Here is a 22060-nt window from a genome sequence, read left to right as displayed (position 1 = left end):
GTGCTGCTGGCGCCGCGGGTGCCGGCTCGGGGCGGTCCTCGTGGTGGGCTGGTTTGGGCGGCACGCCGGGCGGCAGGATTTTCAGGGCCCGGACAGGGCGGCCGGCGGGCGACGCCTGGACCCTGGTGAGGATGCCCGCCTGGTGCAGGCGTAACTGGGCGGCGTACGCGGGTGACACGGGCAGCAGGTGCAGGGTTCCGGTGTCGTGCTCGAAGCGCACGGCCGCGACCTTGTCGGCGAGCTGGGGGGCTATCTGCGGCCAGGTGTCGAGGATGCTCCCGCCAGGTTCTGGGGGTTCCCAGCCGCGTTCGCTCATCATGCGGGTGATGGCGAGTCCGAGGCCCATGGGGTCGCCGGGCTGCCGGTCGGTGCTGCGGGGGCGCCGTTTGCGGGGTGCCGGTTCGGGATGGGTCTTCGCTTTGGCTCGGGCGGCGGCGAGGGCAACTCGGGCCAGGTCGACCCCTGTGGGTTCTTGGCTCATGCGGGGCTCCCGTTGAGGAGGGCGAGGACGTCGGCTTCGGCGTCCCAGGTGTCGGCGTGGGTGTTGTCGCCGTCGGTGGACAGGTAGTCCAGGCCGCGGGCCTTGCAGTCGTCGCGGAAGGCGGCACGGCCCTGGTCCAGGGCGGCCATCACGCTCATCCGGACGCTGACGGGGGCGGTGAAGGCGCCTTCCGGGCAGTGCTCCCGCTCGAACCGGGCCGTGGCTTCGGCAAGGGACTTGGCGGCCTGGTCGCGGGTTGCGAGGGTGGTCCGGATGTACGAGGCCGGGGACCGCGGCGACCAGCGGACTCCGGAGCACAGGCCGTGGAGGTACTCGGCGATGGCGTACGAGTCGAGGCCCTGGTCGATCAGCGGGCGCAGCGAGTACGCGAGCCGGCGGAGCCCTTCGCGCTGGGTCCAGTTGACGAGGGCCCGGACGAGACGGGTGATGCGGATGTCCTCGGCAGCCTGGGTGGCGTCCCTGTTGGTGCTGCCCTTGAGGCTGGTCGGCCGTGCGCTGTTGCTGGTGGTGGGGAGGGGGGAATCGGCGTGGTCCCGGCTCGCGCGCTCGCGCGAGGTGTAGTTCTCTTCCCCCCCGTCTACCTTTTGCTTTCCCTCTTCTCTACTCACAGTGAGGGAAGGGGTCTCAAGCCCGTCTGAAGTCGGGTTGTCCACAGGGGAGTTATCCACAGGCTGGCCGGTGGTGGTGGGGGTCTGGCCGCGCTGGTCGATGACGATGCGCGCCGTGTATCCGGACCCGATGACCGTGTGGCCCATCGCGTGGTCGTAGGCGGCCGGGATGGTCGCGGCGTACACGGTGGCGGTGCCTGCGTACCCGCCGAGGCCGAGGGTGCGGCGGAGGTTGGTGCGGGTGCCGTGCTGGACCCAGGCGAGCGCGCCGAGTTCGCGGAGGTAGCCGATGTGGCGGCAGATGCTGGCGCGGGAGATCCCGAGGCGGGCGACCATCTCGTCGAGCCGGTAGAGGACGTGCCCGGTGCTGTAGTCCATGCGCACTGCGAGGTCTTCGGCGACGCGGAGGGTGGTGGCGTTCGCGCGGGGGTGAAGGCCGGCTGCGATCAGCCATTCCACCGCGCGACGCCACCGGCGCGGGCCGCTCGCACGCGACTTGGTGCGGTGCACCTCCTGGCAGTCGCCGCGTACGAGGGTGGCCCGGCTCCCACTGTATTCGATCACGTGTTCGGATTCGATGGTGGGGGTGTGCGTGTCGGGTGTGGTCGGGGTGGGGGTGGTGTCGCCCGTGCGGGGGGAGATAAGCCGCGAATCGCCCACCAGAAGGGCGTGAGGCTGACAAGTAGGGGTGCGCTCAGGCACTATGGATCCGTTCTCGTAAAAGAGGACGACGAAAGCCCCGGCTGGGACTTCGTGGGGTTCCGGGAAGAACCTGTTAGTCGCTCGAACCCTCGGGCCGGTCGCCAAACCGGATCGAGATTCGGGCCTTAGCTCGGTCGCCAAACCGAGCCGTGAAAGTCGGCCGCGCACGGTGCGCCAACACCAGCGGCCAGCGGTAGAGGAAGCGCCCCCGCCAAGGGGCTCAAGACCTCCCGCTCAGAACGTCACTACGTCACCTGATCTCCCTTACTGGGTGAGGTCTGCCGTGGCAGGGTCACCACGGAAATCTGAGCGCGCCGGGTAGCAGCGCGAAGGTTGGAACGGGCCACAGAAGCTCGGCCCGTCTCCGGTGAGGTCAACACCTCGGGGGCCCGCTCCGTCACGATGTCCCCGCCGGCCGCGACCAGGCGCAGCTTCGGGAACGCCTTCGGCTTCTCCTGGCCGGGCACCTCGGGCCACTCGTCAGCCGACAACCCGTACGACGGCGGCTCCCACGACGGGGTGTACCTGACCAGCTCCATCGCCTTGCGGTACTTCTCCTCCCACTCCCAGGAGAAGAACAAGGGCAGCAGGCCACCCGCGTTCGGAATCGGCTCCGGTGCTCGCTCGTGGCTGTCATTGGCGCGAGCTTCAACGGTCCGCATGTACTCACGGCACCGCGGCCGGTTACAGAAGCCCCAGGACCGCGCCCACCCCGTCGCCGGGTCGAACTCGGAGAAGCCGTGCATCGTCGTGCGACCGCAGGTGCGATCAACTCGAACCATCGGAGCGTCACAGCCCCGTACCGGCTCGCGCGGGAACTCGTAGCGGGGAACGTCGTCCACGACGAGACGCCACATCCGCTTGTTGTCGACGTTCATAGCTTCCCGCGCACGCACCCAAATCGGCTGGCGGTCTTGCTGGTTGCGGCGCGGGTCCCGCAAGGTGACCCAGCCGAGAGCGAGCAGGAGATCCCGGGTACCGGACGGCATGCGGGGCTCGGAGTAGACCCGGGCGGCGAGCTGGTCGTAGCGCAGGAGCGCCTGGTGGTCGCTGAGGCTGTTCGGCTTCATCGGTCGCCTCCCGTCCAGCCGTAGCTCTCCGCGATGCTCTGCACGACTAGGCAGACCTCGTGGTTGTAGAACCGCGCGAAGTCGTCCAGGTCACCGTCGTAGTCACGGGCAGGGCAGCCGTGCGCACGGCCACCGTGAAGCTCCAGCAGCACCCGGTCGGCAGCGCAGCGCCGTAGAGCCGACTCGGGGCTGTTGTACACGACGTGCTCAGCGATCTCGTCGCTCAGAGCCTGGAACCAGACGACACCGTCCTCTGAGACACGCACCACGTCGGTATCGACCGGGCGAACCCATCGTGGACCGTAGGAGCGAGCCGCGTCGCGGGCCGCCTGTTCGCGTGCTGCGATGGCGCTCTCCAGCCAGGCGAGGACGTCCTCGCCCTGGGCGCTCACGCGACGCGGTGGGTAGTGGTGACAGGACCCCGCTGGCTCGCCGGTGTGATCTTCACGGCGGTGGCTGGGGTTCCACTGTCTGATAGTCCCGGAGGACGGGTACTCTCTGCCATGTCGGCACCTTCATTCGCTTCGCGGCGGTTGGGTGTCGGCAGCCCTCGCGTCCTGGCTTCGCAAACCGGGACCGCCACGACAGTGGCAGCGGGGGCTTCCAACGTTTCGGGGCACTTTCCGACCGGCCTCGCAAATGACTGGTCGTCTGGCGCCAGGCTCAGCCTACCCGTTGACCCCACCATCTGTCCCCACTCTCCTCGCCCGTGTTGTTGATCGGACTTGTCGTCAGATATGCAGCTCATCGCACAGGGGTACGACCCGCCCCCGCACCCCACCGTGTCCTACATTTTTGGGACGCCAATAACCTGATCATGCTCGGGTCGGCCGGTACCCGATCACGACACCGCAGCAAGGGGCGGGATGCCCTCTCCGGGGCGGGTGTTGCTCCTGTTCAGCGGGATGATGGTGGTCTCCTTGGTACGGGTTCGGGTGCCGGATCGTGAGGGTGGCGGACCGGTGTCGGCCGGGGTCTTCGTCTTCTTCCGGGTGGGATCGGGTGGTGTGGTGCGCCGGTTTTGGCGGGCGGCGCTGGCGGCGGTGCGGCAGGTGGTGCAGCGGCATCCGCCGTGGATGTACCGGTACTCGCCGTGCGGTAGCAGGTTCGCCCGCACCTTGCGGCCGGCCGCCTTCGCCGCAGCGCGGGCGGTGGCGAACTCGGGGTCTGCGGCTGCGGCCCGGTTGATGGACCGGCGGTCGACCCCGATCTTCGCCGCGGCCTCGTCCAGGGGGACGCCGGCGGTGACGTGCGCCAGGTACTGGGCCTTCTCCTCCGGGCCGATGACCGTGTGTCCGCGGCCTCCGTGCCGGGTCACCAGTGCTCTCCGCGGGCCGGGACGGGGTCGGTGTCGTGGTCGGCGGGGTGCTCGGTGTGGGCGTGGGCGGCGGGTATCGCCGCGAGCCCGGCCATGGCCCGGTACCCGGCGTCTGCGAGTTCTCCTTGGAGGCGGGTGAGGGCGTCGCGGTGGAATCTCAGGTTGCGGGAGCGGGCCCCTGCCCACAGGCCGACCGTGAGGGCCGTGTCCCAGATCTCCTGTACCTGATCTGGGGTCAGGCCGAGGTGGGGGAAGAGGAGTCGGGGCAGGCGGTCGGGGCGGGCGGTGGTGGCGAGCATGCCGTCGGCGATGAGTCCGGCGATGTGGTCGCCGGCCCGGCTGGCGATCCGGGCGAGGGCCTCATCGGCACCGTGCTCAACCTCCTGGACGTCCTGGGCGTCCCGGACGTCGTGGCCGGTGTCGGCGGGGTTGCTGGGAGTCGTCATGCGGCAGCCTCCAGGACGTCCGCACGGTGCGGCAGCCGCCGTACCCGGCCCGCGGCCTGAGCGTCTGGGAGGTCCGGGGGTGGGCTGATGCCGGGGAGGGGGAGCTGCCCGCTGATGTGGGTGTAGTCGCCCCGCCGCGGTGCCCGAACCCGTACCGGCCGCAGCAGCATCGCCCCCTCCGCGACGGAGTCCGTACTACCGGTGGCGGCCGGCGGGGTCGTGGTGCCGGTGTTGTCCGGCAGATCCGTTGCCGCGGCGTTCAGGTTGCCCGGCCCGGCGTTCGCCTCGATGCCGGTGGCGGCGTCGGCGCAGACGCCGGCGTCGGCGGGGGCAACGGCGGTTGTGGTGGGGTCGAGCGGCAGGGCCTCCTGCCCGACACCCCCGTCCCCGGCCGTGGCTGGCTTGGGGCGGGGAGTCCGCGGCGCCGCAGGCACCGACCCGTCATCCCCCACCACCAGCACCCCCTCATCGAGGAGCCCGCGGCGGCGGGCGGCAGCCAGGAGCTCCATGCGGGACGCACCCCGCGGCAACCCCAACTGGCCCCGCAGGATCGACCGTTGCCAGTTCGCGGTGCGGACGTCGACACCGGCCGCGTCCGCGACCTCCTCCATGCCGCAGTGCCCGGCCAGGGCGTGCAGGACCGCGACCTTCTGCGAGGTGAGCGGCACCGGCGCTGACTTGCCCGACCGTGCCGGGGCGGATACGGGGGCTGCCTGACGCTCCGCCACCAGGGCCCGGGTGCGCTCCAGGGCGGTCTGGGCGCCGAGGATCGCGTACGGCTCCGCGAGACTCCCCTCCTCGTCCAGGGACGCCCCGTACGTACGGCACACCTCCAGCACCGGGCACGCACGGCAGACCGCTTTCGCGGCGGCCTGGCGGGCGATGCGGTCGGCGCGGGTCTCCCCGCCGTCGACGTCCGGGACCAGCCACGCGTCGACGGGCACGTCCAAGTTCCCGGCCGCTCGGGTCGGCTGGTCGGTGTCGGGGGCGCACCCGCGGTAGGCGAAGTGCCGGTGCCCGGTCAGCCGCTGGTAGGCGACCCCGGAGTCCAACCGGCCTCCAGCTCCCGAGGCCGGGTCTGAGCCGGGGCCCGGGTCGGGGGTGGGGGTGGTAGAGGACGGGGCGGTACGGGAGCTGTTGCGGGTCATTGCGGGTGTCCCCCTTCCGGGTACGGGCGATAGGAGCGGTAGGCGTCGTCCACGACCTGGTCGGCAGCGGCAAGAACGTGGGTGCCGGCGACGACCCGGCCCAGGCGGAGAGCGAACTCGGCTTCCAGGGCGGTCACATCGCGGTGATGGGCGGCATCGGTGAGGCGGCGGGCCGCCTGCTCCGCACAGAGCGCGGCGGCAAGACGCCGATGGCGGCGGCACAAGCACACCGCGGCGGTAACGGCCGTGGCGAGCACGGCGAGGACGATGACGGGACGTGCTGGCACAGTGCTCACCTCCAACCAGGGGACGTGCCAGACAGAAACGGATCAGGGTCAGGAGCTGGCGGGCGGCGGGGTGTGCGCCGGCTCCTCGTACAGGCCGCCCAGGCGGGCCCGCTCCGCGGCGACCACCCGCATCGCCGCCTCCACCGCATCACCGCAGGCAGCATCGTTCGCCGCCCGGATCGCCATGAACCGGGCCACGACCTCCTCCTCCGACCGGGTCCGCGGGCGCACCGGGTGCGCACCGCACCCCATCAGGTACTCCGGCGACACCGCCCGCGGAGCCGCCTCCGGCAGAGGCAGCGGCCTCAACCGCCAGGCATCGGCCGGACGGCGGCGGCCACGCCACCACAGACGCACCGATGCGAACCCCGACACCGCCATCAGCACCGAGAAGACCAAGCCGGGCCAGTCACTTGCGACAGCCATCACGAACCTCCAGACAGGGACAGGGGTAGGGCAGGGAACGACCGCGGCCCGCCACCAGGGCGGGCCGCACACGAACAAGGGGAATGGTCAGGCAGCGACGGCCAGTTCCTGACGGATCGGGATACCGCTCGCGGCAGAGACAACGTGCGCAGCCAGCAGCGGCGGAACAGCATCACCGATCTGCCGGGCCCGCTGGCTCTTGGTGCCCTGGAAGGGATAGTCCGCCTCGAACGTCTGAAGGACAGCACCCTCTTCCGGCTCCAGGTTCAGGTGCCCGCCAGACTGCTTACCGCCGACATGGCCGACTGTCCCGGAGACCGTGTGCGCAGGCCGGTGATGCGCCCAGTGCCGCGGGTCAGCCATCGCCGCCCTCATCGCCTTGCGGGAGCCGTTCCCGAACGGTTCCGCACCACCGGTCGCTGTACCCCCGCCAGTTACAGTCGGGGCGGGCCGCTGCGTGTATCCCCACCCCAGCGCCTGAGCCATCGTGACCTGGGGCAGGCGGCTGCCGCCGAACAAGTCATCGCCCCACACCTTGCCGTGGGTCTTCTCGGGCAGCCGCACCTCGCGCACAGACGATGCCACCAGAACCGCCCGCGGGCGTTCCTGCCCGCCGCCGTAGTCCGCCAGGTCCAAAACCCCGACTACCGCCGACCAGCCCAGCCGGCGCAGCTCGTACGCGTACACCTGCCACAGCGGTTCAGCCGCCGGAACCTGCTCGAACGCGCAGAACTCCAGCGGCTGGCCCCGCCCTTCACGCTGGCAGACCAGCGCGTACAGGAACCGGGCCGGCTCGAGCATCAGCGACGTCACGAACGCGTCATCACGCGCCGCCCGGACAAGCTGCTCCTCAGACCAACGCTTCGCCTCCGCACGGCGGCTGTTCCTCTTGCGCTGCTCCGCCAAGGCGCCAGGGAACACCGCGTCCCTGACGTCCTGCCGGCAGTCCTCGCCACGGAACATCCGCCGTATGCCGTCCGCCAGGAGGCTGATGTACTTGCGCCCGATGCCGCTTCCGGCAGCGGACAGCTTCGTGCAGGGCGGCGACATCAGCAGCCCCCAGACCCTGCCGATCAGCGGGGTGAGGACGAACGCGGACACGTCGACACGGATCGTGGTGTGCCCGGCCGTCTGACGGGTCCGGCATGCGGACTCGTCCCACTCCAGGCCGACGTCGTGCAGGCCGAGCCAGCGGCGAATGCCCTCCGACCAGCCACCAGGGCCGGCGAACCCGTCCAGGACGATGCCCTTCTGATGCGGCGCCCACGCCGTGGCGAACGCCATCAGGCCGCCTCCCTCTCCTGACTGTTCTTGCGCAGCTCCTCGATGCGGTCGTCCAGCACCAGACGCAACGTTGTTCGGGTTCCGTCCTTCGCGGTGAACTCCTCGTCCAGTACCTGGTGGGTGTCGCCGTCTGCCTTGATCTGCACGAGGGTCAGCGGGTTCTTCCAGCAGTCCGTGGCCTGGCGCATCAGCTTCGTCAGGTGGGCACTCGGTTCTGCAACCTCGGACGCTGTGGTGGTGGCAGCGGCCGGAACGCGGCCCGGCCCGGCATCGGCGGCCTCAGCGCGGGCCGCGGCGACTTCCGGCTCCGGTCCCACCTTGTCGTCCTGGAACTTCTCCGGCTCCTGCGTCTTCCAGTACGGCAACGCCGCCTGCACCACCGGCTTCAGGCTGCCCTTGTTGTAGAGGGACAGACCGAACTGGTCGCCCAGGTTCGTGGCTGCCCGCTTCAACGCCTGCGAGTCGGCGGTCTTCAGCGCCAGATCGTGAGCGTCCGCCCGGGACGGCTGGTTCGTGGCATCCCCTGTCGCGATGCCGTGCCAGTGCCCCAACTCCACCCCGCCAGCCGTCTTCACCGCCAGACGCACCGCGACACGGTAGATGACCGTCCACGCGTCGAACGGCGCCCCGTAGGGCTTCCCGTTCCGGTCCTTCTTCTGGTGGTTGGGCAGGCAGGTCTCGGCGATGAGCGTCGTCTCCAGCAGGTCCGTGTCGTGCCCGCCGAACCCGAAGATGCGGATCAGGTAGCGCCGGATGTCCCAGGCCTCCATGTGCGCGAAGCCCTTGCCGTCCGAACCCACCCGGTCCGGGTCAACGGGCCGCAGGAGCTGGGCGATCTGAAGGTCGGACAGGGCGCCTGCACGGCGGGGACCAGACTGGTTTTGGGTGTGCGAGGTGGGGCCCTCCGCCGTGATGCTGGCGGGGGCCTGCTGGGCGTCAGCCACAGAGGTCTCCTATATGGGGTTATGCGCTACAGGCGGTGGGCCCGGCCCGGTTGTCGGCGTCCAGGCCGGCCTCCGCCCGGCGGGCTACAGCCCGTACTCGTCTGCCAGGTAGGCGATGGCGACCTGCGAAGGCCGCAGCGTCCCGCCCTTCCGCTCACGGCCGGCTTCCTGAACGGCGTCGAACAGGTCGTCACGCGGGCGGACCTTGAGAATCACCAGGTCGTCTTGCTGCTCCGACGTCCACGGCGTCACCACCGGGTCGAACGAGCCCGCGAGGAACTCCTCGAAGCCGTGGTTGATGACGTCGTCCGCGGAGTCGCCGCTGCGGATCACGTCCCGCCACGCGGACGGGATCTCCAGGTTCCGCTGCTTGCCCCGCGGCGCCTTCGGCCGGGCGTCCGCCGCGTACGGGCCCAGCCCGTACCGGTGCATCAGGTAGTGCGCCGCGGTCTTCGACACGACCAGCCCGCGCGCCTTCACCTGCGCGGTGAGCTCCGGGTCGGGGCGCACGTTCAGGTTCACCCGGTCCGTGATGGTGATCCCGAGGCCGGCGCCCTCCGGCGGGGTGAAATGCCCCGCCAAGACTGCGGCGAAGCCGTCGTTGACGGCGGCGGTGATGGAGCGGACGGCCGGGTCCGCCGCCACAGCGGTCTCGATCGCGGCACGCAGGGCACGGTCCATGCCGATGGGCACGTTCGTGCCGAGGTTGGGGTCCTCGCGGCGCAGCCGGCTCCATCCGTTGGGGGCCAAGACGAGGTCGATGGCGCTGGCCTCGGCCTGGATGTCGGCGTCGCTGCTGGTGGGGTCGAGCTTGCGCAGGCGGCGTGCGGCTCCTGCGAGGTGGGTGCGCAGCTCGGCGTCCTTGGCCACGGTGTGGGGTCCTCTCGGCTTGCGCCGTTCGGACCGGGGCCGGCCGGGCGGGCGCGTGGGGGCGTTGTCCACGCCAGTGTCCTCCATTAGGTAGTGCGTACGCCATGAGGGTCACGGCGTCTTCCGGGGAGGGCCGGGTGCTCCCTCCACACAGGAAGATACGGCATTCGTATTGCGTACGCAATGGAGACTGGTTAGAGTTTCCTCATCACCGCACAGCGAGGGGAACCCACACCATGCGCCACACCCGGAACCAGACCACCACCCAAACCCTCGCCGACCTCTACCGCGCCATCGACCACCAGCACGCCGTCACCATCACCTACCTCAAGCCCGGCGAGACCGAACCCACCGTCCGCACGGTTGAGATCCACGAACTCCGCACCGCCAGCCTCAAGGTCGCCAACAAGCGCATCACCGGCGGCGGCATCATCGTCATCGCCATGTGCCGACTCCGCGGCGAGGCACGAGAGTTCCGCCTCTCCGGCATCCTGTCCTACACCGTCCACCGCACGGGCTACGTCCTCACGATGCCGGAGAACACCACCTACCAGCCCACCGCACCCGCCCCCACCGACGACGCCCAGGCCCTGTTCCTCTACGAGCTGTCCCGCGACAAGGACGACGCCGACTACCGCCCCCGCAAGCGCCTCGCCCTCGCCGCTTAGGAGACAACCATGACCGTCAACTACTACGCCTTCGGCCCGTTCCCCGGCGGCAGCCCCAACGGAGAGGGGCTCCACGTCGGCCAGTCCGCCGCAGGACTCCGCTTCCTGTTCCGCGCCCACCCCGACCTGGGCCTGACCACCCACGCCGAATGGCTCGCCTTCATCACCCGGCCCGACGTCGAGATCCGCACCGAAGCAGCCCGAGACGTCACAGCCGAAGAGATGCAGGACACCATGACCGAGACCACCGACGGACGAGGCCTGCCCCTCCGGCAACGCTTCCGGTTCGAGAACAAGGACCGGTACATCACCGCGGGTGGCCACGCCTTCTACCTCCGCGACTTCTACTGACCCCGGACACGACGAAGGCCACCGCCCCGAACTGGGGTAGGTGGCCTCTCGCGCACTGATCTCGCCGCGTAGGAGCGAACTATGGCTACCGCCAACCCAACCGACCTTCGTACCATCGCCACCGAACTGATCCGTAATGCCATCAAGCAGATCGATTCCGAAGTCGCCTGCAACCACGTCATCGCCACGCGAGGTGAGGAGGTCGATGTCGACGCGCTCGCATTCGGTTCCGAGGAAGCTGTCCGAACGGCGAACGTCGACATTTCCTGGGACGACGCTGCGGCTGACGCCTCCCGTCTCGCCCGCGTAGAACTGCTGGTAGAGCACGCCCGCGACAAGTGCAACACGAGCATCGATACGGATCTGCTGCTCGACGCGCTCGGCCTGTAGCCCTGATCAGGCCTGCTACAGCAGATGGCCACCGCCCTGTCGTGGGTGGTGGCCTCAAGTTCATACTGATCGCGCACGCGCAGCGTAGCCCAACTGCTCACCACACCGCCAGAGTTCGATCAAACCGGCTGCTCTTCCTCCTCCAGCGGCAGCACATCGACCGCCCGCCGGAGCTGCTCCATCCGCACCGGCAGCGGCTCCCACCCGTACTGACCGGCCATCACCCCATTCAACGCGGTCACCCCGCGCGCGTACGACTGGCCCAGCCCGTCCGCCTGAATCCGGATCCCCGCCGGCCCCGCCTTGCTCGGGGCGACGGTCACCCACAGCCCGGACCGCCCGCCCTCCAGGCCCCCGTCCAACCCGACCGGGTCCGCACCCGACACCAGGCCCTCCCGGACATCGAGCCACCGCGTCACCGCCACCCGGGTCCCCTCCCGCAGCGCGTACCGCTCCACCCGCGGCCCGGCCACGTCCTCGATCTCCCGGAGCACCTCGGTCCGCAACTGCTCCGACATCCTCCGGCCCCCGGACACGGCACGTCGCACCGTCGCCACCGACACCTCCAGCCGGGATGCCACCTCCGCGTACCGGGTACTGGCATGCTGTGGCCGGCGTACCACCCGCACCCACTCCAACTCGGGCCCCAGGTCGGCCACGTTCATCGCGGCGAGCTCCCCGACCCGTGCCCCCGTGTCCAGGACCACGGACACCAGCGCCAGGAGCCGGGCCCGCTCCTGCACCCCGATCCCCAGCCCGTCACCGTCCAGCGGGGCGTCCCCCGCAAGGGCCACCAACTCCCGGTACAAGGGAGGGAGCTGAGACCGCGGCACCGGCGGCTTCAGCTCGACGACGTCCAGCTCGGGCAGCAGCGCCTGCTTGCCCGCCGGCAGCACCAGCCCGGCCAGCATCTTCAGGCAGGTCCGGATGGTGCGCTGCGTCGCCACCGGCAACGGCTTCCCCAGGTCCTTCTCCCACCGCCGTAGTTCACCCGCCACCGTCAGCGACCAGAACGCCCGAAGGGCGGGCGGGGTGAACAACTGCGCCGCTGGCTCGCGAACCTCCTCGTCGGCATCGTCTCCCTCGGCTAGTGGGCCACCAACCTTCTCCCCATCCGCCTGAGCTGGCATCTCCTCCCGGCCCACCGCCCGGTCCAGCATCCCCAGCACCATCCACAACTGCCGGGCCTGCTCCTGCGACACCTGCACCATCACCCCACCGGCACCCCGCACCCGGTCCCGGCCCTCCCACGCCTCCGGATCATGCGGTGCCACCCGCTCCACCACCGCACCCAGTTGCCGCACCGACAGCGCACCGAAACCGCCCACCAGCCCACTCCCACCACACCAGTCCCGGACACGCCCACCGCCATGGATTGTCCGCCTCCAAGCAGGCTCACGCCAACGAATGCCACTACAAGGCCAGGCCACCGCCCCGCGGTGAGGTGACCGGCCAGTAACCCCGCGGACCGCCCACCACCGGCAGGAGAATGCGGCATGACCTGCGAACCCGAACCGACCCGCATCACCTGGGCGGTCGAGCAACTAGAACCGTACTCAGGGGTGATGATGCAGGCCGCCTACGGCCGCGCCACCACCCCCGCCGCCCTCGACGACATCGCACGGGCAGCCCTCGCCGCCTGGCTCGCCTACGCCCACCCCGACCCCGCAGCCACGAACCGCACCCGCATCACCGTCCACGACGACGCCGGCCACAAGACCACCCTCGGCGGGCAGGGCCTCACCGCCTGGCTGGCAGAGCAGGACCAGGGCCTGCCCGACGCCCTGGACGGCGAAGCCTGCCTGGTCCTGCCCGTCTACCTCCACAGGGCTCTCGGCTGCCCGGAACCCGCCGCGGTGCCCGGCGCCTAGCCGTTGTCCGTGTCTTCGTCGCCGTGTACGGGGAGCCGTTCAGCGATGCGCGCGGCGATGCGGTAGCCGGGGCTGTTGTCGAGCCGCCCACGCCGCCGGTCGTAACGCCGGGTGGTGCGCGGGTCCTTGTGGTCGGCGAAGTCCTGGACGTGGTGCAGCTTCGCGTCGGGGGCGTCCAGGGCGTGGGTGACCGCGTCGTGCTTGAGGACGTGCGGGTGGAACGTGGCCGCGTTGGAGATCCCCGCCTTCGCGGCCAGCCGCCGCACCAGCCTCCACACGTACGTCGGGTCCAACGGCTTCCCGGTCCTGGTCTGGAACAGGGGCCCCGTGGTCCTGCCGTCCAGGTACACGTCGATGGCGTGCCCGGCCGCCGGCGGCACGACCTTCGGCTTCCTCCGCCCGCCCTTGAGGCGGACGTTGAGGATGCGGTGCCCCTTGTCGTAGCCGAGGTCTTCGACCTGGGCGCCGAGCGCGGAGTCGAGACGCAGGGCGATGGAGTAGATGGCGAGGAGCAGGGCGTAGGAGCGGGGACCGTCCTCGTACGCCGCACCGAGGAGGAGCGCGGACTCTTCCTCAGTGCTGCCCTGGGTGTCGGAGCCGTCCTGGTCGAGTTCAGGGCGGGCAACGAGGTCGAAGGGGTCGATGCCGTCGCCGAGGGCGCGGACCGCGTACTTGTGGAAGCTGGAGCAGGCGGAGAGGAGGTTGGCGCGGGCGGCGTCGGAGCGCGGCGGCCCGGCGGGCTGTTTCTGCCCGCGGTGCCCTCCCTTGACGGGGACCAGGGTGGGCGCGGTCTCCAGGTAGCGGGAGAACGCCTCGGCGAGCGGGAAGCGGGCCTTGAGCGGGTGAGTGCCGTTCTCGCGGGCGTAGTTGTCCCAGACTCGGTACTGACGGACGTACGTGGTGCGGGTGTTGCGGGTCTTCTGCCGTGCGATCCACGCCCCGACAATGCCCGGGTAGGGGTCGCCTGCCGGGTAGTGGGCGGCCAACTCGGTTGCGAAGTCGAGGGCTTCGGGGGGCCAGTCGTCGGCGGCGCTGCGGGTGCGCGCGGCGAGCTGGCCCGGACGCGCGGCGGGTACGAGGTCGGTCACGGTCGCAACTCCGCCGGAAAGGCATGGTGCCCCACATACGAGGCGGCCACGTCGACAACGTCGGGGCAAGGCCACGCTCGTTGGCAGTGGTTGCAGATCAGTACGCCCCAGTGAGGTGCTTCGCATTTGGTGCACTGGCCCATGGAATGCGGCATGTGCCGACGCAGGACTCGGCGCTTGGCTGCCACTTCTACGAGGACGCGTTCAGCCTCTCCCGGGGCGCGGGTGCCTGTTCCGGTGAAGAGGACGAGGGCGGCAGCCGTGTCTGGGTCGTTCCGGACGACTTCTGTGAGAGCGAAGACGCCCTCCGTTGCTTCGGTGGAGGTGACGAAGGCGCCGCTCTCGCGAAGACGGATGGCGGCCTTCATGAACGCTTCGTCGTCGTTGAGTCTGTCTCGCAGGAAGTGCAGCGGGTCGTCCATCGGCTCCTCCACGGGCATTCGGAGCTCCACTCGGATGGGAGATCCACATAACAGTAATTATGTAGTAGGCGGAGGACGGATGCTGCCCAACGCGATACTGATCCCGTGACCGAAGCCTCCGCACCCAGACCCAACACCAACCGCGACGCCCCCGTCGGCTCCATCGACATGCGCGCCCTCCAGGACGACGGCACCCCGTACGAGATCTGGCCGTGCCACCACTGCCTGCCCTGGCACGCCGAAGTCGTGGTCGACGAAGGGGAGATCATCGTCCGCGAGTGGCACGCCTTCGACTGCGAACTGTTCCAGGAACTGCTCAGCGACGACTGAACGCCGGCCGATGGGCCCGGAGTAGGAACATTATCTAGAGCAAGGCGGGATTGCTGCCCCAGCAGGGGCATGGCGAAGGGCCGTCGCCCGTCGGCTCCGGCCCTCCTGTCCACTAGCCGCCCTGACGCAGCGGACGGTGGATGCGCCCGGCGCACCGCTTATCAGGCTGGCGACTGCCACCAGCTTAGTTCGCTCCCTGGGGCTGTGTGGAGCGACCAAGGAGCTTATCGCGCATCAGACGCCGCGCCGCAGCCTCCAGCGGACGACTCGTCAACCTCGTTGCGTCTAACGTGAATAGAGCCTTGACTGACATGACGACACCCCGCTACGGTCATCGCACCTTAAGCGAGCTTCCATCCACGTCAGTTACAAAGGGAGTGATCTTGCGGATCACCGTCACAGTCGACGAACCCACCAGCGTCTTCCAGCAGCGTCTCCTCGACCTCCTCGCCGAACACGCCGCCACCGTCGAACTCGACACCACCTGGACCGTCGCCCGCGCCGAGGACTACTACCGCTCCCTCCCCCCGCGCGCCGCCCGCATCGTCAAGGAAGCCGCCATCCGCACCGGCTACGTATCCGCCGACGACCTCCGCGACACCGAGGACGCCAGCCTCAAGGGCCACAGCGGCGCCCTCAAGCGAGCTCTCCAGCGAGGCGTGATGACCGGGAAGTGGCCCGAGGGAATGCAGCCGCCGATCGAAGCGCAGGGCCCCGGATTCGGGAAGGTCGTTGGTTACCGAATGCCGGACGCCCTGGTGGACATCTTCTTTACCGCCATTCAGAACACCGAGAAGTAGCGAGGACAGCATGAGCGCAGCCGCCATCTACGCCGACGCCGACACCCACGAGCACCATGCCCGCGAACTCCTCAACACCCTGGAGCACAACACCTCTTGGGAGCGCCGCTACCAGATCGAAGAGCAGGCCGAGGAACTCCGCGAGAACGCCCGGAACATCCGGACCCGCGTCGACAGCAGCATCGAGCACATCCGGAACTACTACGGCCTGAGCCTCCGCGTCGGCCTGGAGGTGAAGCACGAAGGCAGGCCGGGACGGATCGTCGGGTTCGCCGGCCAGTACGTGGCGGTCCACCTGGACGGCGACGACACGTACAGCGTCTGTCACGCCACGGCAGCAATGGAATACCCCGAAGGTGCGCAGGTGGGACCTGGCCCTGACGAGCGGTTCGCCCACCTCGTCCAAGCGCCGGGCACTGGCCGCACCACCGAGAAGTGAGGATCGGCCATGAAGATGGTCAGCGCGATGACCGACGAGGAGCTGCGGCAGGTAGGCGTCTCGCAGGACTGGGTGAGCGGTACGGCGCCCAGCGAGTGGCCCTACTACGACAACAACGGCGCGGCCGTCCCGCCGACCACCGAGAAGTGAGGACACCGACCATGTCCGAGGAGCGTTCCACGGCAGCCGAACAACTGGGCACCGTCCGTGCCGAGTTGGCAAACCTGTCGACACCGCGGGCTCTCACTCAGGAGAGGTACGAGGAGCAGCGGCGCCGCCTGGAGGCCGACGCCGAAGACGCTCGCAAGGCGTACAACAAGGCGAAGGCCCGCTACGACGGTGTCTGCGAGGAGATGCGCGAGCTGCGGATCGAGTGGCGGAAGCAGCAGTCCGCCGACCGCGACGACGAGGAGTGAGGACGCTCTGCCAAAACGCCCTACGACCTTACGGGCCGGCATCTCCCGCACGGGACGAGCCCCGCATCCAACGCCTCGTACAGGGTGATCTCCTCCGGCTCATGCGTTGGGAGGCATCGCCCGTCGAGGCCGGTGTGGTACACGCTGCCGCGCCCCATCGGGCCGCTCGGTGCCTGCCACCACTGCGACACGATCACCCGCGTATCGAGCTGGGCCAACTGCTGTCGCACGCGGTCCAGTTCGGCCGAGAGTTCCTGCTGACGGGCCTGGAGGCGTTCGCGTACGGCGGTGACGGTGCTCATCGCCCTGAACGTAGCAGCAGCCGTGGCCGCCGGCGGCCCGGTAACGGGATGGCCGCTCTTACGGGGCCGGTGGCTGACGCCGCTACTTGCCGCGGGAGGCTTCGAGGGCGGCCATGCACAGCACGCACAACGGGCAGCCACCGAGCCCGTACCGGTGCGTGGGATACCCGCAACCAGCACACGGGCCGATCTGAGCAGGCGCGCACACAGGCGCTGGCGGTGCAGATCGCTGCAACCTCGGAGTCGACGGGGACGGGCTACTCATACCGCCATCGTACGTCCGTGCGACACAACCGAAGCTAAGCGAAACTCCATGAACATCGTGGCGCTGCCGTCACACGAATTAGGGGTACAGCAGCCCTTCGGCGACCGCTCAAAAGAGTGGCCACAGTCACATCCGCATCCCATTTCAGCGCGGCTACGCACTCCTAAGTGCCCCTGAACTCCCTTGAGTTCCCCAATGCGCGACACCCTGAGCTACATCATGATTACCCTCGGCGAGATTTGTGGCGGGGGGTCCAGGGACTCAACTCCCGTCCGTAGACTGTGAAATGCGAAGGAGCCCATCCCCGACGCGAGTTCCTACGCCCAGTGTCGGGAGGGCCCCTAACGCGACGTCCCACCATCCAGAGAAAGACAGGGAAACGACTAATGCAGGCTAACAAAGAAGAGGGGCCGGGTGACACCCGGATCGCGCGGGCAATTCGCTACCTGCGGGAATGGCCCCACCGTCACGGACGATCCGTCCACGATCAGATGATCCGTGGCGCCTCATACGGGATGGGAAGTGGCGCGGTGAGCCTCCTGGTCCTGTGGCTCCAGACCCACCACTGACCAGCCCGTAAGCAACAGGTGGCCCTCACTCCGGTGAGGGCCACTGGCATGTCCACGGGGACCGCCCGGGAGGAGGCAGGCACAACGCCTGCTGGCGGCCCCACGAGATCCACCCTAGCCCCGTGCGCCGGCGAGAGAACCCGAGACCGCGTAATCCCCTAGATCTTTTCCAGGTGAGGAAGACAGCACCACGAGCCGACCGGGAAGGGACAAGGCTGCGTCAGCCCAGGCCCCGGACCACAGCCCCCAGGCGGCGACAAGGCTGGTCCGAGCATGATCAGGTTATTGGCGTCCCAAAAATGTAGGACAACAGGCCGTGCTCCACGGCCGGCCAACTCCCGCTCCAGCGCCGTCACAACATGGTCATCGTCCTTCACGGCGCCTTCACAAGGATCTACGGTGATGGATTCACAGCGCACCGATCCTGGGGGGAACCAGATCATGCACAGCCGCACCACCAGACCCGCCGTGGCAGTCCTCCTGCTCACGGCAGCTCTCGCCGCCTGCTCCGACTCCGCAGACACCACAGCGAGCAGCCCTGAAGCCACGACTGCACCAGCCCACAAGGCGGCCTCTCCGAAGGCCAGCCCGAGCGTGGACTGCTCGGACGACAACCTGAGCCAGGCCGACTGGATCGACCACTGCTCCGACAAGGCCGACGGGAAGTCCGCCGGCCTCACCTTCGGGCAGACGTACACCTGGGACGACGGACTCAAGGTCACCGTCGTCGAGGCCCGGAAGTTCACCGACTACGACAGCGAGTACGGCGAAGAGGCCACCCCGGGGGCCACGGACTTCCGCGTGAAGATCAAGCTCACCAACACCGGCAGGACGGCGGTCAACCTGTCTGACCTGTCGACCCTCGTTGACGGCGCCACCAACGGCGGCGAGGCCTCGAGCACCAGCTTCATGAAGGGGTCCGCCCCGCTCGAGGGCCGGCTCGCTCCCGGAGTGTCCACGGTGAAGACCGACGACAACGAGCTGGAGAGCAAGTACGGGAAGAAGGTCGTCATCACGGTGCAGCGCGTCAGTGACGATCTGACCCTGGACTTCCCCGAGTTCAACGGGGCGATCACCGGCTGACCCACCGGGCAGGGGCCCTAGATGATGCTCCAGCCGATGAGTTCGGCCGGGATGCTGACGGGCTCCTGCCCGCACGTGCACGCCGTGAGCCGGCGGTTCGCGGTGCGGACGATGTCGAGCGCCATCCGGAGCTTCTGCTCACGGTCGTCCCGCTCGTCGCGGAGCTTGTCCATGTCCCGCTTGAGGCGTCCCATCTCCTCGCGGAGGTCGTTGATCTGGGACTGGAGACCCTGCTGTATTGCCTGAAAGGCCTCCCGGTCCTGCTGCCGCTCGCTGGCGTGCACTTGCGGGGCAGCCTGCTCCTCCGCGGCGGCACGGGAGTTCCTCGCGGTGAAGACAACGCCAATGAGGCTGCCAAGAGAGACGATGGCCGTACCGACGACCGTCCACGCGCTATCCATTCACCGAGTCCTTCTGCTGCACGCCTGTGGACTCTGGCCAGCGAGAGACGACGATCAGCCGCAGTGCAGCGAACAGCCAGGTCGCCGCGGAGACCCAGGCGGAGGGGAAATCGCCGCTGATCATTGCGGCGACGTAGGCGCCCGCCCACATGAGGGTGGGGAGGACGGCGGCCATGAACCCGACCATGTCGCGGCCTGTGCGAGTGAACGCGAAGACGATCGCGGTCAGGCCGCACACCACCCAGATGACCCCCCAGAGTTCGAGGGGGGCGGCGTTGCGCAGCAGCAGCATGCCGCGCACCGTTCCGGGACGTGGGGTGATGATGATGCCGATGCCGTACATGGTCCATGCCATGCCGGCGCAGGCGAGATAGGAGCCGCGGCGGCCGAGCCGGTGGTCGATTCGCCGCAGGATCCGGCAAGGCGACAGGGCTGCCGCGGCCCTCATCAGGCGGTCTGCTTGGAGCCGAGGGCTTGCGCCTTCGCGGAGGCCCCGGTGGGCTTCCACAGGCCGAAGTGCGCGGCGACGCCGGTCCCGAACGACACCAGGGACAGGATCACCGCGGTTCCCCAGGACCAGCCCGAGGGGTGGTCGGCGGCCTCGGCGATGAACCCGTTGAGGGTGGACAGGGCCAGGAGGAGGACGGCCTTGACGCCGGAGTTGGTGACGCGGGTGGTGACGAGTCCGACGAGGAGCGGCAGGACGAAGGAGATGAGCAGGCCGAGCCAGTACGCCTGATCGAGAGTGGCGGTCACGGGAGGGTTCCTTTCGGGAGGGTCAGACGGGCTGTGCCAGGGAGCGGTAGCCGACGACGGTGCCGTCGGCTGTGGCCACGGGATCGGTGGTGACGATGACGTCCGCGCGACGCGGGGTCACGGCGAGGGCGATCTCCAGGGGGACGACGTACCAGACGTTGTCCTGGGCGGCGGGCAGGTTGTCGACGTGCCCGTACTCGGTCTGCTCGACCGGGATGTCGTCCTGAACTGCGGTGACGAGCAGCAGCGGCGACAACTTCGCGGGCGGCGAGGACGCGTTCAGGGTCTGCAGCAGACCCTGGTCCAGTTCGTCGACGCCGTCCGGGCGGTCCGGGCTGTAGATGCGGACCACCCGCCCGGTGAGGTTGACGATCACGACGAGGCGGGGCCGGTGACGTCGACGTCCACGTGCACGACTGCCTTCGCGATGGCGTCCTGGACTGCGGCGACGATGGTGGCCGTGTTCGCGCCGGAGCCGACGAGCTTGGCCAGGGCGGTGATCGCTGCGGTCTGTGCGGCCTCCGCGGTTTCCATGCGCCGCACGATCGTCTCGATGTTGTACAGCGAGGTCATCGGGGCGATGTAGGGGTTCGTCGGAGCGGTGGCGGTGTTCGGGTTCTTGATGATCCCGTCGGTCGTCCAGACCTTCTTCACGTCGTCGGCGGTCAGTCCTGCCACGTCGTCCTCCTCGGTTCCGGCCGCCCACGCGGCCATCGCTGAACGGCTGCTGAACGCGGCCACGTTGGTGTCGATCGGGTCGCTGGTGTACTGGTGGACGACCCACGGGGCCTCGATGTCGGGGGCGCCGGGCTTGCCGTTGTACTGGGCGATCCACAGGCCGTCCGCCCGGTACGAGGAGGTGTCCCGGTTCAGCCAGAAGTCCCGGTTGCAGTACAGGAGCACCCGGTGGCCCGGGGCCTTCTGCTGGAGGTACTTGAGCGCCTGGTCCTTCGCCGCGCCGGTGACCGCGGTCTCCTCCCAGTCCACGGCGAACACGTCGCCCGCCTTCGCGCCGGCCTGCTTCAGGAAGTAGTCGATCTGCGCGGTCACCGAGGTGCCGTTGAGGTAGTGGTAGTGCCCCACCACCCGGTCGTTGTTCCGTGCTCGGGTCACCTGCGCCGCGTGCCGCGGGTTCGTGTACGAGGTCCCCTCGGTCGCCTTGACGAACACGAAGTCGGCGCCGGTCAGGTCGTAGGTCTCCGACTGGTAGCCGGAGACGTCGATGCCGGTGATGGTCACGTCACAGCTCCTTCTCCGTCAGCCAGGTACGGACGGCCGCGGCGAGAACGGTGTCGGCGTCCCCGGCTGGCGCCGGTACAGGCGTGGGGTCCGGCGTCGGCGCCGGTTCCGGGGTGGGCTCCGGCTGCGGGACCGGGTTCGTCTCCCCCGTCAGCAGGGCGAACAGTTCCCCCAGCGCGTAGAAGGACGCCGAGCCGCTGAAGTACGCGCCCGCCCGGTTCAGGCCGTCGGCGTCGAGGACGACCCACGCCTCGTCGACGTACTTCTTCCAGAACGCCTCGGTCATCTCCGTCTCGGCACCCCAGGTGACGAGACCGAACTTGCGGTTGCCGTAGGCGCCGACGATGACGCAGTGGCCGCCCTCGTTGCGGGCGCCGTGGACGACGTCCCAGGTCTCGCCGGCGTTGAACTGGTCCATGGCCGAGTCGGGGAAGGTCAGCCCGACGTACACGGTGCCGAACGCGGCGATGGCCTGCTTGATCTCCGTGAGGTTGGAGACGTCGAGGCTCGCGTACGCGGCGATCTTGTGGCCTTCGATGCCGGTCTTCCGCCAGTAGGCGAGGACGTCCTGGCAGTAGGCGCCGGTGTCCGTGCTCGGGTCGCTGGGGGTGTAGCCGGTGATCGCCGAGTACATGCCGAGGACGCTGTCGTCGGTGGGCTGGATCTCGGTGCCGGTGCCGTAGAACGTGAGCTGGTTGACCATGTGGCCGACGCCGGCGCAGGTGCAGTCGCCGACCTGGTCGTTGCCGTACATGGGCCAGGTGATGGTGTCGGACTGCCAGTCGCACGAGGCGGGCGGTGCGGCGAATCGTTCACGCAGGACGGCGGAGAGCCGCAGTTGGGGGCGGGCGGGCTGGGCGGGGAGCTTGCCGAGCCGGAACCGGATGGGGGCGGACGAGGAAGCCACCTGCACTCCTAGCCTTCGAATAGCCTTTTGGTCACCGCATTTGCCTTCGTTTCAAAGGTTATCGGTTTTTGTGGTGCCTGTTCCCTCTCGCATCCCTGCCGCCTCACAGGCCGCCCGTTGCAGGGCAACGCAGGCGGGGCGGCGCGCCTACCCTCGCG

Annotated in this window: 32 protein-coding genes; 10 read left to right on the top strand and 22 right to left on the bottom strand. The window is 69.2% G+C overall.

Going from position 1 to position 22060, the window contains the following annotated elements:
* The 12 genes from ACFZA0_RS36240 to ACFZA0_RS36185 all read right to left on the bottom strand — a co-directional run.
* Positions 1-481, bottom strand: a 481-nt coding sequence (locus tag ACFZA0_RS36240) for a DciA family protein (protein ID WP_391024927.1), incomplete at its 3' end; no start/stop codon positions are given.
* On the bottom strand, positions 478-1674 hold the full coding sequence (locus ACFZA0_RS36235) for a hypothetical protein (RefSeq protein ID WP_391024925.1): 1197 nt from the start codon (positions 1672-1674) through the stop codon (positions 478-480). The genes ACFZA0_RS36240 and ACFZA0_RS36235, both read right to left, overlap by 4 nt.
* A gap of 383 nt (positions 1675-2057) precedes the next feature.
* On the bottom strand, positions 2058-2882 hold the full coding sequence (locus tag ACFZA0_RS36230) for a hypothetical protein (protein ID WP_391024923.1): 825 nt from the start codon (positions 2880-2882) through the stop codon (positions 2058-2060).
* On the bottom strand, positions 2879-3274 hold the full coding sequence (locus ACFZA0_RS36225) for a DUF6221 family protein (protein WP_391024922.1): 396 nt from the start codon (positions 3272-3274) through the stop codon (positions 2879-2881). The genes ACFZA0_RS36230 and ACFZA0_RS36225 overlap by 4 nt, the downstream gene beginning before the upstream one ends.
* A 449-nt stretch (positions 3275-3723) precedes the next feature.
* Positions 3724-4200: a hypothetical protein gene (locus ACFZA0_RS36220; RefSeq protein ID WP_391024921.1), complete on the bottom strand. Its 477-nt coding sequence runs from the start codon at positions 4198-4200 to the stop codon at positions 3724-3726.
* A complete protein-coding gene (locus ACFZA0_RS36215) occupies positions 4197-4646 on the bottom strand; it encodes a hypothetical protein (RefSeq protein WP_391024920.1) in 450 nt (149 codons plus the stop codon). The genes ACFZA0_RS36220 and ACFZA0_RS36215 overlap by 4 nt, the downstream gene beginning before the upstream one ends.
* Complete coding sequence (locus ACFZA0_RS36210) at positions 4643-5698, bottom strand: hypothetical protein (RefSeq protein ID WP_391024918.1); 1056 nt, start codon at positions 5696-5698, stop codon at positions 4643-4645. The genes ACFZA0_RS36215 and ACFZA0_RS36210 overlap by 4 nt, the downstream gene beginning before the upstream one ends.
* 92 nt (positions 5699-5790) lie before the next feature.
* On the bottom strand, positions 5791-6081 hold the full coding sequence (locus ACFZA0_RS36205; protein WP_391024916.1) for a hypothetical protein: 291 nt from the start codon (positions 6079-6081) through the stop codon (positions 5791-5793).
* Positions 6082-6129: 48 nt separating this feature from the next.
* Positions 6130-6507 (bottom strand): hypothetical protein, encoded by a 378-nt coding sequence (locus ACFZA0_RS36200; protein WP_391024914.1) that lies wholly within the window; start codon positions 6505-6507, stop codon positions 6130-6132.
* An 87-nt stretch (positions 6508-6594) separates the two neighbouring features.
* On the bottom strand, positions 6595-7791 hold the full coding sequence (locus tag ACFZA0_RS36195) for a DNA cytosine methyltransferase (RefSeq protein ID WP_391024913.1): 1197 nt from the start codon (positions 7789-7791) through the stop codon (positions 6595-6597).
* Complete coding sequence (locus ACFZA0_RS36190; protein WP_391024911.1) at positions 7791-8735, bottom strand: Rad52/Rad22 family DNA repair protein; 945 nt, start codon at positions 8733-8735, stop codon at positions 7791-7793. Before ACFZA0_RS36190 ends, ACFZA0_RS36195 begins: the two co-directional genes overlap by 1 nt.
* Positions 8736-8819: 84 nt before the next feature.
* Positions 8820-9605 carry a hypothetical protein gene (locus tag ACFZA0_RS36185; protein WP_391024909.1) on the bottom strand — a complete coding sequence of 262 codons (786 nt, stop codon included), beginning with the start codon at positions 9603-9605 and terminating at the stop codon, positions 8820-8822.
* Between the two features lie 236 nt (positions 9606-9841).
* Here ACFZA0_RS36185 and ACFZA0_RS36180 point away from each other — a divergent pair, with 236 nt between their 5' ends.
* The 3 genes from ACFZA0_RS36180 (at position 9842) to ACFZA0_RS36170 (ending at position 11014) form a co-directional block, all read left to right on the top strand.
* Entirely contained in the window at positions 9842-10273 is a 432-nt protein-coding gene (locus ACFZA0_RS36180) for a WYL domain-containing protein (protein WP_391024907.1), read from the top strand.
* A gap of 9 nt (positions 10274-10282) precedes the next feature.
* The gene (locus ACFZA0_RS36175; RefSeq protein ID WP_391024905.1) at positions 10283-10624 is read left to right on the top strand and encodes a hypothetical protein; all 342 of its coding nucleotides are present in this window, start codon (positions 10283-10285) and stop codon (positions 10622-10624) included.
* 81 nt (positions 10625-10705) lie between these two features.
* The gene (locus ACFZA0_RS36170) at positions 10706-11014 is read left to right on the top strand and encodes a hypothetical protein (protein ID WP_391024903.1); all 309 of its coding nucleotides are present in this window, start codon (positions 10706-10708) and stop codon (positions 11012-11014) included.
* A gap of 119 nt (positions 11015-11133) precedes the next feature.
* On the opposite strand, the gene ACFZA0_RS36165 is transcribed toward ACFZA0_RS36170, so the two are convergent.
* Positions 11134-12342: a hypothetical protein gene (locus ACFZA0_RS36165; RefSeq protein WP_391024901.1), complete on the bottom strand. Its 1209-nt coding sequence runs from the start codon at positions 12340-12342 to the stop codon at positions 11134-11136.
* 168 nt (positions 12343-12510) lie between these two features.
* On the opposite strand from ACFZA0_RS36165, the gene ACFZA0_RS36160 reads away from it, so the two are divergent.
* Complete coding sequence (locus ACFZA0_RS36160; RefSeq protein WP_391024899.1) at positions 12511-12885, top strand: hypothetical protein; 375 nt, start codon at positions 12511-12513, stop codon at positions 12883-12885.
* On the opposite strand, the gene ACFZA0_RS36155 is transcribed toward ACFZA0_RS36160, so the two are convergent.
* Together ACFZA0_RS36155 and ACFZA0_RS36150 are read right to left on the bottom strand one after the other, a co-directional pair.
* On the bottom strand, positions 12882-13973 hold the full coding sequence (locus tag ACFZA0_RS36155; RefSeq protein WP_391024897.1) for a tyrosine-type recombinase/integrase: 1092 nt from the start codon (positions 13971-13973) through the stop codon (positions 12882-12884). The genes ACFZA0_RS36160 and ACFZA0_RS36155 overlap by 4 nt on opposite strands.
* On the bottom strand, positions 13970-14395 hold the full coding sequence (locus tag ACFZA0_RS36150) for a DUF6221 family protein (RefSeq protein ID WP_391024895.1): 426 nt from the start codon (positions 14393-14395) through the stop codon (positions 13970-13972). The genes ACFZA0_RS36155 and ACFZA0_RS36150 overlap by 4 nt, the downstream gene beginning before the upstream one ends.
* 105 nt (positions 14396-14500) lie before the next feature.
* On the opposite strand from ACFZA0_RS36150, the gene ACFZA0_RS36145 reads away from it, so the two are divergent.
* The 5 genes from ACFZA0_RS36145 to ACFZA0_RS36125 all read left to right on the top strand — a co-directional run bounded on the left by ACFZA0_RS36145 (position 14501) and on the right by ACFZA0_RS36125 (position 16380).
* Positions 14501-14725 (top strand): hypothetical protein, encoded by a 225-nt coding sequence (locus ACFZA0_RS36145; protein WP_391024893.1) that lies wholly within the window; start codon positions 14501-14503, stop codon positions 14723-14725.
* A gap of 383 nt (positions 14726-15108) precedes the next feature.
* On the top strand, positions 15109-15525 hold the full coding sequence (locus ACFZA0_RS36140) for a hypothetical protein (RefSeq protein ID WP_391024891.1): 417 nt from the start codon (positions 15109-15111) through the stop codon (positions 15523-15525).
* A gap of 10 nt (positions 15526-15535) precedes the next feature.
* Positions 15536-15964: a hypothetical protein gene (locus ACFZA0_RS36135; RefSeq protein ID WP_391024889.1), complete on the top strand. Its 429-nt coding sequence runs from the start codon at positions 15536-15538 to the stop codon at positions 15962-15964.
* Between the two features lie 9 nt (positions 15965-15973).
* Entirely contained in the window at positions 15974-16114 is a 141-nt protein-coding gene (locus ACFZA0_RS36130; RefSeq protein WP_391024887.1) for a hypothetical protein, read from the top strand.
* A gap of 11 nt (positions 16115-16125) precedes the next feature.
* The gene (locus ACFZA0_RS36125) at positions 16126-16380 is read left to right on the top strand and encodes a hypothetical protein (protein ID WP_391024885.1); all 255 of its coding nucleotides are present in this window, start codon (positions 16126-16128) and stop codon (positions 16378-16380) included.
* A 20-nt stretch (positions 16381-16400) separates the two neighbouring features.
* Here the strand turns inward: ACFZA0_RS36125 and ACFZA0_RS36120 are convergent, their stop codons facing one another.
* The gene (locus tag ACFZA0_RS36120) at positions 16401-16682 is read right to left on the bottom strand and encodes a hypothetical protein (protein WP_391024883.1); all 282 of its coding nucleotides are present in this window, start codon (positions 16680-16682) and stop codon (positions 16401-16403) included.
* 1236 nt (positions 16683-17918) lie between these two features.
* On the opposite strand from ACFZA0_RS36120, the gene ACFZA0_RS36115 reads away from it, so the two are divergent.
* On the top strand, positions 17919-18599 hold the full coding sequence (locus ACFZA0_RS36115; protein ID WP_391024881.1) for a hypothetical protein: 681 nt from the start codon (positions 17919-17921) through the stop codon (positions 18597-18599).
* 17 nt (positions 18600-18616) lie between these two features.
* Here ACFZA0_RS36115 and ACFZA0_RS36110 read toward each other — a convergent pair whose 3' ends face one another.
* The 6 genes from ACFZA0_RS36110 to ACFZA0_RS36085 all read right to left on the bottom strand — a co-directional run bounded on the left by ACFZA0_RS36110 (position 18617) and on the right by ACFZA0_RS36085 (position 21902).
* The gene (locus ACFZA0_RS36110; protein WP_391024879.1) at positions 18617-19000 is read right to left on the bottom strand and encodes a hypothetical protein; all 384 of its coding nucleotides are present in this window, start codon (positions 18998-19000) and stop codon (positions 18617-18619) included.
* Positions 18993-19355 carry a hypothetical protein gene (locus ACFZA0_RS36105; RefSeq protein WP_391024877.1) on the bottom strand — a complete coding sequence of 121 codons (363 nt, stop codon included), beginning with the start codon at positions 19353-19355 and terminating at the stop codon, positions 18993-18995. Before ACFZA0_RS36105 ends, ACFZA0_RS36110 begins: the two co-directional genes overlap by 8 nt.
* 92 nt (positions 19356-19447) lie before the next feature.
* The gene (locus ACFZA0_RS36100; protein WP_391024875.1) at positions 19448-19756 is read right to left on the bottom strand and encodes a hypothetical protein; all 309 of its coding nucleotides are present in this window, start codon (positions 19754-19756) and stop codon (positions 19448-19450) included.
* 22 nt (positions 19757-19778) lie between these two features.
* Entirely contained in the window at positions 19779-20132 is a 354-nt protein-coding gene (locus tag ACFZA0_RS36095; RefSeq protein WP_391024874.1) for a hypothetical protein, read from the bottom strand.
* Positions 20129-20995 (bottom strand): GH25 family lysozyme, encoded by an 867-nt coding sequence (locus ACFZA0_RS36090; protein WP_391024873.1) that lies wholly within the window; start codon positions 20993-20995, stop codon positions 20129-20131. The genes ACFZA0_RS36095 and ACFZA0_RS36090 overlap by 4 nt, the downstream gene beginning before the upstream one ends.
* Before the next feature lies 1 nt (position 20996).
* On the bottom strand, positions 20997-21902 hold the full coding sequence (locus ACFZA0_RS36085) for a hypothetical protein (protein ID WP_391024872.1): 906 nt from the start codon (positions 21900-21902) through the stop codon (positions 20997-20999).
* Positions 21903-22060: the final 158 nt, after the last annotated feature.

It is taken from the genome of Streptomyces sp. NPDC008150 (assembly GCF_042956945.1).
Taxonomy (GTDB): Bacteria; Actinomycetota; Actinomycetes; order Streptomycetales; family Streptomycetaceae; genus Streptomyces.
The sequence above is the reverse complement of the archived record's forward strand: the minus strand, read 5'-3'. Positions and strand labels throughout refer to the sequence as shown.